This window comes from Rhodococcus sp. NPDC080181 (genome assembly GCF_040702225.1).
Lineage (GTDB): Bacteria > Actinomycetota > Actinomycetes > Mycobacteriales > Mycobacteriaceae > Rhodococcoides > Rhodococcoides fascians.
The window spans coordinates 232,275-244,797 of the sequence record NZ_JBFBKN010000003.1 but is presented as its reverse complement, the minus strand read 5'-3'; the positions used below and the strand labels follow the sequence as shown (position 1 = coordinate 244,797).

The following is a 12,523-nucleotide window of genomic DNA, read 5'->3' as shown; positions in this document are numbered from 1 at the left end:
TAGTCAGTCCGTGGCGACCTGAACCCGGAACCTGTCGCGCTCGGTGTGCAGGCTCCACAGCTGCTCGGCGAGAGCCTCCGGGCTCTTCTGCGGATCGCTACCGTCGATGGCACCACCGATGATCAACTGCGACACCTGGATTCCCTCCGCGGCCAACTCCTCGTTGAGCAGCTGCGCATAGGCGGCCTGACCTGCGAACGCGATGGATGTGCCGGTGACGGTACGACCGGGCTTCACGGCAGAGCCGCCGTTGACGAACAGGATCGTGCCCTTGTTCTTGCCGAGGAAGCGCATTCCCGGCAGCACCTGATGAACGGCGGCGATGGGTCCGTAGATGGAGAACTCGACCGGACCGACCATGTCGGCCGGGGTGGTCTCGAGCACGGGCCGCATGAAGTCCTTCTGCGGAAGCGGGCTGTACTGCAGCACCTCGATGGGGCCGAGGGTTTCTGTGACCTGCTCGAGCGCTGCGGCGATGGAGGCCGGATCGCGCACATCGGCGACGAATCCCTTGGCGGATACACCGTCGGCAGCGAGCTGATCAGCGAGTGCGTCGACACGGGACCGGTTGCGGGAGATGAGGCCGACCGAGAAGCCCTCCGCGCCGAACTTACGCGCCACTGCTGCTCCGAGACCTGCACCTGCTCCGACTATTGCTATCGATGTCATGTCGAATGCAAGGAGCGAGAATCCTCGACTATTCCGACGACCGTCTCGAGCAGGGCTTCCGCACTGTCGTGCAACGCGGTGACATCCGCGGTCCAGCCGAGCACCCGCAGGGCGGCCTCGGCAATCCCCGCCGCATCCACCGTCGGGTCGCGGCGTCCGTTCTCGCGGTCGGCACGCGCGTTCACCACGGTCTCCACCAGGCGAAACGGCAGGTCCTCGGTGCCCGGCCGACGCTCGGAACCGAGCTGAACCACCGTGTCGGACGCGATGGCCGCATACAGGCTCATCAGTGTGTAGCGGTGGTCTCGAAAGGCCTCGAAACGCTCACTGCGCAACTCGGGCAGCAGGTAGAGGGCGCCCAGATTCCAGGTGGACGCGGCCAGCTGCCCGGCGTCGAAGTAGGCGAGGGCGTACATCTGGGTCGGGGCCTCGGCTCCGGAATCGTGGATTCGCTGCGCAACGGCCAACGGCGCGTCGACGGTGCCACTGAGCAGGGCGTCGAGGATGTCGTCCTTGGTGGCGAAGTGGTGATAGAGCGAGGCCTGACGCAATCCAACGGCGTCGGCGATGACGCGGGTCGAGGTGTTGGTGAATCCGCGCGTGGTGAACAGCTCAGCCGAGGCGTCGAGTATTTCCTCGCGAGCGGTGTCTCCTGCCCGCTTCTTTGTGCTCAGCCGTGGTCTGCCTGCGCCGGTCATGACTGCATCTTGTCAGGTCCACGTGACGGTGAGATTTCTGTCATCTGATCGAAATAGACGAAACGAGCTTGTTTCACGGCGGACACCGCCCGGGAACGGCGGTGCCGAAAACTATCAACTGACAGAAACCCGCCTCGGCGATGCAGCGGGCGGTCACTCACCACCCACCTCGCCCGTAGGAGTGAACATGAGCTCGACAACATTGCCGGCCCCCGGCGCGGGATCGGAACCGGTTCGTACGACGGACCATTCGGATCTTGCGTCCCTCGGGTACGACCAGCAGCTGCACCGTAGCCTCGGCAAGTTCGCGTCGTTCGCCGCCGGCTTCTCGTTCGTCTCGATCCTGACCACCATCTTCCAGCTCTTCGGCCTCGGCTTCAGCTTCGGCGGCCCGGCCTTCTTCCTCACCTGGCCGCTGGTGTTCCTCGGCCAGTTCATGGTCGCCTTGAACTTCGCCGAACTCGCCGCGCGCTACCCCATCTCGGGGGCCATCTACCACTGGTCCCGGCGCATGGGCGGTGAACTGGTCGGGTGGTTCGCCGGGTGGTTCATGATCATCGCGCAGATCGTCACCGCCTCCGCCGCCGCAATCGCGTTGCAGGTGGTGCTGCCCAGCATCTGGGGCGGATTCCAGTTCATCGGTGAGGACACCGCGCTGACCTCGTCGAGCGGAGCAGCCAATGCCGTTGTGCTGGGATCGATTCTGCTGGTACTCACGACCACCATCAACTGTATCGGCGTGAACTGGATGTCGCGCATCAACAGCATCGGCGTCACCTGCGAGATCGTCGGCGTCATCGCTCTCGTGCTGGTGTTCTTCACCCATGCCGAGCGCGGCCCGCAGGTGGTTTTCGACACCGGCAGTGCCGGAGCAGATCCCGGCTACATCGGGGCCTGGATCGTCTCGGGTCTGATGGCCGCCTACGTCATGGTCGGCTTCGGCTCGGCGGGCGAGCTCGCCGAGGAAACCCGCAATCCCCGACGCGTCGCACCGCGCACCATTCGCCTCGCGCTGTCGGCATCGGCACTCGGCGGTGGCCTGATGATCGTCGGCGCACTGATGGCCGCACCCAGCCTCACCGACGGTGCGCTTGCGACGCAGGGACTTCCGTACGTCATCGATTCGATTCTCACCTCGCCGTGGAGCAAGGTCCTGCTCGTCGACGTCGCCATCGCCGTGTTCATCTGCACCCTCGCCATCCAGACCGCAGCCTCCCGGTTGATGTTCTCCATGGCCCGTGACGGACGACTGCCCGCATCCGCTGCACTGGCCAAGGTCAACTCGCGCACCGGAACTCCCATCGCACCCTCGGTGCTGATCGGCCTGGCCTGCGTAGCCATCCTCGCCGTGAACGTCGGCAACTCCGCGATCTTCACGACCCTGTCGAGCGTCTGCATCGTGCTCATCTACCTCGCCTACATGATGGTGACCGTCCCGCTGCTGATCCAGCGACTCAAAGGCTGGCCGCACGGCGGCGTGCAGAAGGACAGCGACGGCGAGAAGCTCTTCACCCTCGGCCGCCTCGGCCTGCCGGTCAACATCGCCGCAGTTCTCTACGGCGGGCTCATGGTGGTCAACCTGTCGTGGCCACGAGCCGAAATCTTCGACCCCACCGGCGAATTCCCGCTGCTGCGCTGGGCCGCACCCCTGACCGTCCTCGCAGTGATCGTCGTGGGCATCGCCTGCCTGCCCCGCGGCAAAGCCCACCCGAAGCCCGTCACGATCGGAGCCTGAAGTCTCATGAGCACAGCAACCACCCATTCGGCCAAGGAACACGCGCGGTCGCAGGCGACCCTCGCACCGGCCCCCACCGCACCGGAGGGCGTGTCGGAACTGACGTGGGCAGAATCGGTGCCCGGCGGCAGCTACACCACGAAGGTTCTGGCTCGCGGAACCCGCTTGCGCCTCGTCGACGTCGACGGTGCCGCCTGTGCCAACCTGCTGCTCTATCGCGTCGACGCACCGTGGGAGCGCCTGAACACCGCCGACACCGTCAAGGTTCCGTGGCAGGCGTACCTGAGCGCGGGCCACCCCCTGCTCTCGGATCAGGGCCGCGTGCTGGCAACCATCGTGGCCGACACCTCCGGTCACCACGACGCGCTGTGCGGTACCACGTCCACGGCGACGAACATCGCCAAATACGGAGTGAACGGACCGCATTCGTCCGCTCCGGCCGGCCGCGAGCTGTTCACCCTTGCCGCGGCCAAGCACGGACTCGAGCCGCGCGACGTCGGACCGTCACTGTCGTTCTTCCACGGCATCACCGTCGACGCGGACGGGAGCCTCGTCAGCACCGGCTCTGCGGGACCCGGCCGCTCGGTGGATCTGCTCATCCACCTGCCGGTGATCGTGTTGCTCGCCAACACCGCTCACCCACTGAACCCCAGTCCCGAGTACGACACGACGACACTCGACGTACTGGCCTGGCGCGCACCGGAAGAGCTGCTCACACTCGACAACACCGAGCCGGAATACCAACGAGCAGTGCAGAACACCGAAAACGCATGGAAGGCAGCGCAATGACTACCAGCACAGTGAACACGGTGACAGTGAGAGACGAGATCGCTCCCGCGTTCGGCCCCTGGTCGGCAATCGTCGAGGCCGGCGACGTCCTGACCATCGTCGACCTCTACGGCAATCAGGCCGTGGACACCCTGCTGTACGCCGCACACGATCACTCACTGCGATACTCCGCGGCCGCGACCGTCACCGCGCAACAGAACCTGTTCCTGACCACCAGAACCGTTCTTCGCAGCGATGATTCGACACCTCTGATGACGATCATCGACGATGAGGTCGGCAACCACGACACCGTCGGCGGTGCGTGCTCCAAGGAATCGAACACCCTGCGCTACGGCCATCACACCCAACACCAGCACGCGTGCGTCGAGAATTTCCTCATCGAGGGTTCCAAGTGGGGACTCGGCAAGCGAGATCTGGCCCCCAACATCAACTTCTTCATGAACGTCCCCGTCGACGCCGACGGCACCCTCGGCATCGTCGACGGTCTGTCGGCCCCCGGCAAGACGCTCTCGCTGCGCGCAGAGATCGACACCCTGGTGTTGGTCTCGAACTGCCCGCAGATCAACAACCCCTGCAACGGGTTCGACCCAACCGCGGTGCAGATGATCGTGACGCGATCATGACCGCTGTGAACAGTAAGGCCGCCAAGATGACCGTGCAGCGGCCCGGCATGATCACGACGGTCCAGGACTGGCCGGGACGCGTCGGATATTGGAAGGTGGGCGTGCCGCCGTCGGGTCCGATGGACGATCTGTCGTTCCGGCTCGGCAACACCGCGCTCGGCAATCCCGAGGGTGCACCGGGACTCGAATCGACCATGGCCGGGCCGGCATTGACGTTCGACGCCGATACCTACGTCTGTGTGACCGGCGCCTCCGTTCCGGTGCGCATCGACGGCCGATCGGCCGCGCAGTGGAAACCGGTTCTGGTACCTGCCGGAGCAACATTGGACGTGGGTACCACCACCGGACACGGTCTGCGGGTGTATGTCCTGATCCAGGGCGGCCTCGACGTCGACGACTACCTCGGCAGCGCAGCGACATTCACGCTCGGCAAGTTCGGCGGACATCGCGGCGGCATCCTGGGCGAGGGAGACATCATCGGACTGGCCGGCCGCTCCGACAACTCCGCCGTCCTCGGACCGATCCCGATGGAACACCTGCCGGTGCTCACGTCCAACTGGGACATCGCCGTCACCGAAGGCCCACACGGAGCACCCGAGTTCTTCACCCGCGACGACATCGACACCCTGTACGCCACCCGTTACGAGGTGCATTTCAATTCCGATCGCACCGGAGTTCGGCTGATCGGACCCAAGCCGCAGTGGGCTCGCGCCGACGGCGGCGAGGCGGGGTTGCACCCGTCGAACATCCACGACAACGCTTACAGCGTCGGGGCATTGGACTTCACCGGCGACACCCCGATCCTGCTCGGCCCCGACGGACCCAGTCTCGGCGGATTCGTCTGTCCTGTCACCGTTGTCGCGGCCGAACGCTGGAAGCTCGGCCAACTTCGTCCCGGCGACACCATCCGATTCGTGCCGGTCCGGGCTGCAGCCACCGCGCCGCTGGGATCGCTCGGCCTCGCACGGCGCGCATCATTGCCCGCAGTCTTCTCCGCCGGCGGCGACGGGGACGACGGCGTCATCGCTCGGCGTGACGCCGATACCTGCGTCACATACCGGCGATCCGGTGACGACAACGTGCTGGTCGAATACGGCGACATGAAGCTCGACCTCACCCTGCGAGCACGGGTGCACGCGCTGCATCAGCGTGTCGAAGCCATCGCGCCCCGAGGCCTGTTGGATCTGACCCCCGGCATCCGCTCACTGCAGGTCAAGGTGAATCCCGATGTGCTGTCGATCGATTCGCTGATGGGTCTGCTCGCCGAGGTCGAGGATGATCTGCCTGCCGCCTCGGAACTCGTGGTCCCCAGCCGTCAGGTTCGGCTCCCGCTCTCGTGGGACGACCCGTCGACCAGGGAAGCGATCCAGCGATACATGCACGGTGTGCGCGCCGACGCCCCGTGGTGTCCCTGGAACATCGAGTTCATCAGGCGGATGAACGGACTCGGTTCCGTCGCAGACGTTTTCGATACCGTCTTCGCGGCGGACTACATGGTGCTCGGGCTCGGTGACGTGTACCTCGGTGCCCCGGTGGCGACTCCGCTGGATCCGCGTCACCGCCTGGTGACGACGAAGTACAACCCGGCACGCACGTGGACGCCGGAGAATGCCGTCGGCATCGGCGGGGCATACCTCTGCATCTACGGCATGGAGGGTCCCGGCGGATACCAGTTCGTCGGCCGAACCACGCAGGTGTGGAACCACAGTGCCACGTACAGCGGAGGCCCGTTCGAGGAAGGAACCCCGTGGCTGTTGCGGTTCTTCGACCGAATCTCCTGGTACTCGGTCGAACCCGAGGAGCTGATGGACCTGCGCGCCGATCTCGCTGCAGGCCGAGGCGGTGGAGTCGAGATCACCGACGGTGAGTTCTCGCTCGCCGAGCACGAGAACTTCCTCGAGTCCAACGCCGAGTCCATCGCGGAGTTCCGCGCGACTCAGGCCGTGGCCTTCGGGGCCGAGCGGGACGCGTGGTCGGCAGCCGGAGAATTCGACAAGAGAGGCAAGATCGATGCTGCCTGAGGTACGAGAACGAGTTCTGCAGGCCTACAAGCGAATAGCGGAGGTCGACCGACCCGAGGTGTGGATCACCCTGCGCGACGAGGACGACGTACTGGCCGAGGCGGTGTCGCTGGACGAGGCGCTCGCGGCCGGTGCAGATCTGCCGCTCGCCGGCGTGCTGGTTGCCGTCAAGGACAATATTGACGTCGCCGGTCTGCCCACTACTGCGGCGTGCCCCGAATTCGCCTACACACCAGCAATCTCCGCCGTCGCCATCGAGCGATTGACGAGCCAGGGCGCTCTGATACTCGGCAAGACCAACCTGGACCAGTTCGCCACCGGACTGGTCGGCACCCGCAGCCCCTACGGAGCAGTGCGCTGCGCCTGGGACCCCACGCTGGTCTCGGGCGGGTCCAGTTCCGGCTCGGCAGTGGCGGTGGCACTGGGGATCGCGGACATCGGAATCGGCACCGACACAGCCGGATCCGGGCGAGTCCCCGCCGCGTTCCACGGACTCGTCGGCATCAAGGCGACACTGGGGATCGTGCCGAACACCGGCGTCGTTCCCGCCTGCGCCGACTACGACTGCGTCACCGTTCTGGCCCACGATCTCGACAGTGCCACGGCAGCAATCCAAGTCATGACCGGTCCGACCACCACCGATCCACGCAGCCGGGCCTGGCCCGCCGACGTACGACTGGCCGCGTCGCCGGAACCCCGGGTCGCCGTTCCGCGTGCCGCGGATCTGGTATCGCTGAGCCCGGCATACCGTCGGGCATTCGAGGAGACGGTCGCAGGCCTGGCCGACAAGGGCTTCACCCACATCGAGGTCGATATCTCGGGGCTGCTCGATGCGGCTACACTGCTGTACGACGGAGCCATTGTGGCGCAGCGCTATTCGGCCGTCGGACAATTTCTCGACACCGCTCCGGACGGTGCCGATCCCACGGTCGCTGCCATCGTCCGCTCTGCAGCTGGCCCGTCCGCGCACCGTTACGTGGACGATCTGGGCACACTCACCCAGGCCAAGACTGCTGCCCGTGAACTGCTGCGCGATGTCGACGGTCTGCTGCTGCCCACCACCACCGAGCACCCGAGTATCGCTGCAGTGCAGGCAGATCCGGTCGGCATCAACCGACGCCTCGGCACGTTCACCAACTTCTGCAACCTGCTCGACATGGCTGCGGTGGCCGTCCCCGGTGCCCCGACGCCCGAGGACAACCCGTTCGGAGTGATGTTCGTCGTGCCTGCGTTCGAGGATCAGATCGCCATCGACCTCGCTGCTCGGCTGAGCGAAGCGCCGTCACCCTCGTTGATCGACGACGGCATCGAGGTGCTGGCCGTAGGGGCACACCTACGCGGGTTCCCGGTGCACAGCCAGCTGACCGATCGGGGCGCACGGTTCAGCGGCGAGGTGACCACATCTGCGGACTACCGACTCGTGGATCTGCACACCACACCGCCCAAGCCCGGTCTGGTGCGGCGGGAAGGGCACGGCGCACCCATTGCCGGAGAGCTGTACCGGATGTCCGCTGCCGCGCTCGGCACCTTCCTCGCCGGGTTGCCCGCGCCGATGGGCCTCGGTCCGGTCGAGTTGTCGGACGGACGCTGGGTCACCGGGTTCTGCTGCGCCCACGATGCGGCCGAGAAGGGCACCGACATCACCGAATTCGGCGGTTGGCGCGTGTACAGCTCACGCGGGAACGGGCCTGCTGCCGTCGGTGGCGACACGGACCGCCAGGAGCCCGAGCACGGTGCCCATGAGGTAGCGCTGCATCTTCAGCCAGGTGGGCCGGACGGCGAGGAATCGGGCGATCGATCCGGCCAGAACCACGATCACCAGATTGATCACCACCGCTACGGCGATCTGTGCGCCGCCGAGTGTGAAGCCCTGCAGCAGAAGGCGGCCGGCCGCAGGATCGACGAATTGCGGAATCACGGAGATGTACATGATCGCGATCTTCGGGTTCAGCAGGTTGGTCACCAGACCCATCGTGAACAGTCGACGGTTCGAATCCTGTTGCAGCGCAGTCGCCTCGAAGGCGGAGGCCGTTCCGCGTAGCGCCTGCACGGCAAGCCAACCGAGGTAGACCGCGCCGGCGAGCTTGACCGCGATGTACAACGCGGGCACGGCCGTGAACACCGCTGCCAGGCCGAGATTGGTGGCCGTCAGATAGACCAGAAAGCCGACAGCCACACCTACGAGGGACACCATTCCCGCCCGCCTGCCTTGCGAAATGCTGCGCGAGACGAGGTAGATCATGTTGGGACCCGGTGTCAGAACCAACACGAGGGCGACGGCGAACACGCCGAATACTGCAGACCACGAGACCATACGGTCGACACTTCCCGATAGTCGAACGCCCGGGTAGAGCCAGTTACCTTCCCGTGGACACCTATTCGCTTCGCACGATCGAGGCGACCTCGTCACCGATTGCGGCCATGCCGGCTGCCGTCGGGTGCAGTGGCGCAGCGGGGTTCTCCGGGATGACGCCCTCGAAGTACCGCTGATCGACTGCCGCACAGACATCGTGGCCGACGCTGAGCGCCTCGGTGTCGACGAACTCGGCCCCGTGCTCCTCGGCCTGTGTCTTCAGCGCCTGGTTCATGGCGGTGATGCTGCTCTGGATGTAGTCGGCGTCCTCGGGGAGAACCGGCTGAGTGGGGAAGCAGCCACCGTCGGGGAGATACGTTCCGTATCCGACGACGAGGATCCGCGCGTCGGGCGCACGCTCGGCCACCGCGTCGAGCATCGCGCCCCAACCCGGAGCCTTGTCCGCGATGGCGGCGCCGACGGTGTCGACACCGCCGGCGGTGAGCCGGTCCTTGCAGACGTTGCCTGTCGAGGAATTCGCGAACGTCAGGCAACCCACCGCGGTCGAGACGAGCCCGATGTCGTTGCCACCGATCGTCACCGTGACCAGATCGGTCTCGGGCGTCACCGCGTCGAGTTGGACGGGCTGATCCCCGCTGGAGGTGCTCTGGGGCGTCGAGACGAGGTTCTCGGTCACGGCCCCGCCGCACGTGACGTCGACGAACGACGCGACCTCGAGCTGAGCCGCGACGACGTGCGGGTAGTTCGAGTCGGACTGCTCACAACCCGGTACGCCCACCTGCTCCGGGATACGTGGCCCCGACGCCGCCGAATCACCCAGCGCCACATAGTTCAGTGAGGCCGAGGCCGGGACGTCCGGAACGTCGGCGTCGGGTGCACTGGGCGAAGAACACGCCGCCAGCAGACTCACGGCAACAGCAATCCCGACGTAGATCCCAGGGTTCCTCACAGGCTCGACGCTACCGCGGCCGGTAACCTCGACCGGGTTGTCCCACGAGTACGTCTACACATCGAAGGAAAGGAACATCGCATGATCACCAACTTCATCAACGCGATCCTGACCGGCTTCGGCTCCATTTCTGCTGGTAGCAGCGGCTTCGAGCTGGCACCGGGAACGCTGCCCTTCGGACTGTAGGACCGGCAGTTCGCCATCCGTGCGGTGCCGACGGTTCGTCCGGCACCGCACGGGTACACCGCACACATGACTGATCCGAAGCACGACGAGAACTCTGCCCCCGACGCCGACAAGGACGTGCAGTCCGACCCGGCTGCGGACGCAGACACCAACGACTGGTCCAGCGAGGGTGGGGCCATCGAAACCGGCCCAGCCACCGACGACGAGCGAACCGACGGCAGCTAGCCGAACAAGCGGCGAGGTGCCGACCGCACCGTCCGGACGTCACCGTCGGCCACGATGTGCTCCACCGCTTCTCCGCGCCCTCGCATCGACGGGTCGGCGGTGAAGTCCACTCGGGCGTCGCCGTGCCAGTCGATGCCTACGACGATCCCCACGGTTCCCTTGGGAATGCCGCTTCGCCAACGCACGCGTCCCCAATTTCTGAGTGCGACGACCGTATCCCCAATTTCGAAATTCCCCATTGCGCCCCCAAAAATTTTTCCTGCCGATCAGTAGACCGCACCCGAACGGCCTGTTCAAGCGGTAGATCCGCGCTTACTGCCACCGATGGCTACCGGCGGTTCGGCCGACGCGGGGACAAACAGGGCAGCTACCTCGTTTTGTGTGCGCGAGTCGGAGCAGCGGTATTTTCGTCTTCGACAAGTTGCTGTTCTAGCAATATTTCTTGCCAACCATGCAGCCCTGTCCGCACACTGCAGATATGACTTCAGACAACGCACACCCAGCCCCCGTCGAGAATGTCCCCGTCGACGCGATCATCGTCGGCGGCGGAGTCGCGGGGCTCAGCGCCGCCGTGGCCCTCGGACGCTCCCGCCGATCCGTGGCGATCGTCGACGCCGGCGATCCGCGTAACGCTCCGGCCGCCCATTCCCACAACTACCTGACGCGCGACGGCGAATCTCCGCTCGAGCTCGTTCGCCTCGGCCGTATCGAGGCCGAGCACTACGGCGTCCGCATCGTCCACGGCAACGCGACCTCGGCTGCGCGGACCGACTCCGGGTTCGAGGTGTCCCTCGCCGCCGGGACCGTCGTTCGAGGCCGTCGCCTCCTGGTCACCACCGGTCTCACCGACATTCTTCCCAGCATCCCCGGGCTCGCCGAGCGCTGGGGCCGCGACGTACTGCACTGCCCGTACTGCCACGGATGGGAAGTCCGAGACCGGGCGATCGGCATCATCGGCAGCGTCATGTCCGGACATCAGGCTCAGATGTGGCGTCAACTGTCCGAGAACGTCACCGTATTCACCCACACCGCAACGGAATTGAGCCCCGAAGAGCTGGCGCGGATGCGCGCCCGCGGGATCGTCGTGGTCGAAGAAGAGATCACGCGAGTCGACGTCGAGAACGACGCCATCGTCGGCGTCACGTTGGCGAACGGCGTCGCCGTCGCGCTCGACGCCGTGGTCGTCGGCCCCAACTTCACTTCCCGCGCAGACGTTCTCGAGTCATTGGGACTCGAGACGACCGAGATGGTGATGAACGGTCACGTCTTGGGCACCTACATCGAGGCCGACCCGGTCGGCGCGACGTCCGTGCCGGGGGTGTGGGTGGCCGGCAACGTGGCGGCACCCATGGACACCGTCGTCGCGGCGTCGGCGGCAGGCGTGAAGGCCGGTGCCGCGATCAACGGTGACCTCATCGAGGAGGACGTACGGTTCGCCGTGGAACGGGCCGAAGCAATGGCCTCCTGACGTCGGACATCAGCTTCCCAGCGCGGTTGCCAATCCGCTCTCGATGGCGTCTTTGCGAACCCCGAGTTCGGCCAGGGTGGCATCCTCGTTCTCGAGCAGCGCCAACAGGATGTGCTCGGTGCCGATGTAGTTGTGCCCCAACCGAAGCGCTTCACGGAAGGTCAATTCCAGTGCCTTCTGGGCACCGGCGTCGAAGGGGATCAGCGCCGGCAGGGGATCGGCCGGTTCGGGCAGCGTCGCCGTCACCGCGGTACGGATCTGCCCATCGGTGAGCCCCTGCGCACCCAGTAGCTTCGCGGCGAAGCCCTCGGGCTCACCGAGCAGGCCGAGGATCAGATGGCCGGTGGTGATGTGATCGTTGCTCGTCGCCCGGGCCTCGTTCTGGGCCCCCACCACCACATTTCGTGCGCGTGGAGTGAAGCGCGAGAAGCCCTGACTGGCGTCGAGTTCGGCCGGGTCGTCGCCACCCTTGGCCACGAAGCGCTTCTGTACCGCCTGCTTGCTGACGCCCATGGACGCGCCGATGGCAGTCCAGGACGCACCGGACCGACGCGCTCGATCCACGAAGTGGCCGATCAGATGGTCGGCGATGTCGCCGAGCGCATCGGCGGCGATCACCGCGTCGGAGAGTTGATCGAGTGCGTCGGTGTGCACCTTCTCGATGGCGGCGATCAGGTCGTCGAGTCGGACTGGGTTGGTGATCTTCGTCGATTCGGTCATACGTCAACTCTAGGTTGACGCCAGTCCGTCGTCAACCCTCGGTTGACGACTCTGCGTCGAGGGTCGGTGGAGTCGAAGTTTGTTCGGGGTCAAATAGTGACCCTGATCACCGTTTTTGCTGGCAAA

Annotated in this window: 12 protein-coding genes and 1 pseudogene; 7 read left to right on the top strand and 6 right to left on the bottom strand. The window is 65.7% G+C overall.

The window, feature by feature from the left end; translation table 11 throughout:
* Positions 1-3: 3 nt before the first annotated feature.
* Both AB0O58_RS05230 and AB0O58_RS05225 read right to left on the bottom strand, forming a co-directional pair.
* Positions 4-669, bottom strand: a complete 666-nt coding sequence (locus tag AB0O58_RS05230) for an SDR family NAD(P)-dependent oxidoreductase (RefSeq protein WP_032367728.1) — start codon at positions 667-669, stop codon at positions 4-6.
* Positions 666-1,367, bottom strand: coding sequence for a TetR/AcrR family transcriptional regulator (locus tag AB0O58_RS05225; RefSeq protein ID WP_032367727.1), 702 nt, complete (start codon positions 1,365-1,367; stop codon positions 666-668). Before AB0O58_RS05225 ends, AB0O58_RS05230 begins: the two co-directional genes overlap by 4 nt.
* 187 nt (positions 1,368-1,554) lie before the next feature.
* Here AB0O58_RS05225 and AB0O58_RS05220 point away from each other — a divergent pair, with 187 nt between their 5' ends.
* The 5 genes and pseudogenes from AB0O58_RS05220 to atzF form a co-directional block, all read left to right on the top strand.
* A complete protein-coding gene (locus AB0O58_RS05220) occupies positions 1,555-3,102 on the top strand; it encodes an amino acid permease (RefSeq protein ID WP_032373484.1) in 1,548 nt (515 codons plus the stop codon).
* Between the two features lie 6 nt (positions 3,103-3,108).
* On the top strand, positions 3,109-3,891 hold the full coding sequence (locus AB0O58_RS05215; protein ID WP_032400984.1) for an urea amidolyase associated protein UAAP1: 783 nt from the start codon (positions 3,109-3,111) through the stop codon (positions 3,889-3,891).
* The gene (locus tag AB0O58_RS05210; RefSeq protein ID WP_032373482.1) at positions 3,888-4,514 is read left to right on the top strand and encodes an urea amidolyase associated protein UAAP2; all 627 of its coding nucleotides are present in this window, start codon (positions 3,888-3,890) and stop codon (positions 4,512-4,514) included. Before AB0O58_RS05215 ends, AB0O58_RS05210 begins: the two co-directional genes overlap by 4 nt.
* Positions 4,511-6,535 carry a 5-oxoprolinase/urea amidolyase family protein gene (locus tag AB0O58_RS05205; RefSeq protein WP_366237973.1) on the top strand — a complete coding sequence of 675 codons (2,025 nt, stop codon included), beginning with the start codon at positions 4,511-4,513 and terminating at the stop codon, positions 6,533-6,535. The genes AB0O58_RS05210 and AB0O58_RS05205 overlap by 4 nt, the downstream gene beginning before the upstream one ends.
* A pseudogene (atzF, locus tag AB0O58_RS05200) lies at positions 6,525-8,195 on the top strand (allophanate hydrolase); the annotation flags it as partial. The gene AB0O58_RS05205 and the pseudogene atzF, both read left to right, overlap by 11 nt.
* Before the next feature lie 12 nt (positions 8,196-8,207).
* Here atzF and AB0O58_RS05195 read toward each other — a convergent pair.
* Together AB0O58_RS05195 and AB0O58_RS05190 are read right to left on the bottom strand one after the other, a co-directional pair.
* Positions 8,208-8,849, bottom strand: coding sequence for a LysE family translocator (locus tag AB0O58_RS05195; protein ID WP_363796998.1), 642 nt, complete (start codon positions 8,847-8,849; stop codon positions 8,208-8,210).
* Positions 8,850-8,910: 61 nt separating this feature from the next.
* The gene (locus AB0O58_RS05190) at positions 8,911-9,798 is read right to left on the bottom strand and encodes an SGNH/GDSL hydrolase family protein (RefSeq protein ID WP_366237972.1); all 888 of its coding nucleotides are present in this window, start codon (positions 9,796-9,798) and stop codon (positions 8,911-8,913) included.
* A 252-nt stretch (positions 9,799-10,050) separates the two neighbouring features.
* On the opposite strand from AB0O58_RS05190, the gene AB0O58_RS05185 reads away from it, so the two are divergent.
* Positions 10,051-10,209 carry a hypothetical protein gene (locus AB0O58_RS05185; RefSeq protein WP_167328122.1) on the top strand — a complete coding sequence of 53 codons (159 nt, stop codon included), beginning with the start codon at positions 10,051-10,053 and terminating at the stop codon, positions 10,207-10,209.
* Here AB0O58_RS05185 and AB0O58_RS05180 read toward each other — a convergent pair.
* The gene (locus tag AB0O58_RS05180) at positions 10,206-10,394 is read right to left on the bottom strand and encodes a hypothetical protein (protein WP_366237971.1); all 189 of its coding nucleotides are present in this window, start codon (positions 10,392-10,394) and stop codon (positions 10,206-10,208) included. The two genes, AB0O58_RS05185 and AB0O58_RS05180, sit on opposite strands and share 4 nt — an antisense overlap.
* Positions 10,395-10,687: 293 nt before the next feature.
* Here AB0O58_RS05180 and AB0O58_RS05175 point away from each other — a divergent pair, with 293 nt between their 5' ends.
* Positions 10,688-11,677, top strand: coding sequence for an NAD(P)/FAD-dependent oxidoreductase (locus AB0O58_RS05175; RefSeq protein ID WP_366237970.1), 990 nt, complete (start codon positions 10,688-10,690; stop codon positions 11,675-11,677).
* 9 nt (positions 11,678-11,686) lie between these two features.
* On the opposite strand, the gene AB0O58_RS05170 is transcribed toward AB0O58_RS05175, so the two are convergent.
* The gene (locus AB0O58_RS05170) at positions 11,687-12,397 is read right to left on the bottom strand and encodes a Clp protease N-terminal domain-containing protein (protein WP_196249528.1); all 711 of its coding nucleotides are present in this window, start codon (positions 12,395-12,397) and stop codon (positions 11,687-11,689) included.
* Positions 12,398-12,523 lie beyond the last annotated feature (126 nt).

Bases quoted from the DNA above. Each gene is read 5' to 3' on its own strand.
- AB0O58_RS05230 (WP_032367728.1), bottom strand. From the start codon at position 669: ATGACATCGATAGCAATAGTCGGAGCAGGTGCAGGTCTCGGAGCAGCA.
- AB0O58_RS05225 (WP_032367727.1), bottom strand. From the start codon at position 1,367: ATGACCGGCGCAGGCAGACCACGGCTGAGCACAAAGAAGCGGGCAGGA.
- AB0O58_RS05220 (WP_032373484.1), top strand. From the start codon at position 1,555: ATGAGCTCGACAACATTGCCGGCCCCCGGCGCGGGATCGGAACCGGTT.
- AB0O58_RS05215 (WP_032400984.1), top strand. From the start codon at position 3,109: ATGAGCACAGCAACCACCCATTCGGCCAAGGAACACGCGCGGTCGCAG.
- AB0O58_RS05210 (WP_032373482.1), top strand. From the start codon at position 3,888: ATGACTACCAGCACAGTGAACACGGTGACAGTGAGAGACGAGATCGCT.
- AB0O58_RS05205 (WP_366237973.1), top strand. From the start codon at position 4,511: ATGACCGCTGTGAACAGTAAGGCCGCCAAGATGACCGTGCAGCGGCCC.
- AB0O58_RS05195 (WP_363796998.1), bottom strand. From the start codon at position 8,849: ATGGTCTCGTGGTCTGCAGTATTCGGCGTGTTCGCCGTCGCCCTCGTG.
- AB0O58_RS05185 (WP_167328122.1), top strand. From the start codon at position 10,051: ATGACTGATCCGAAGCACGACGAGAACTCTGCCCCCGACGCCGACAAG.
- AB0O58_RS05175 (WP_366237970.1), top strand. From the start codon at position 10,688: ATGACTTCAGACAACGCACACCCAGCCCCCGTCGAGAATGTCCCCGTC.
- AB0O58_RS05170 (WP_196249528.1), bottom strand. From the start codon at position 12,397: ATGACCGAATCGACGAAGATCACCAACCCAGTCCGACTCGACGACCTG.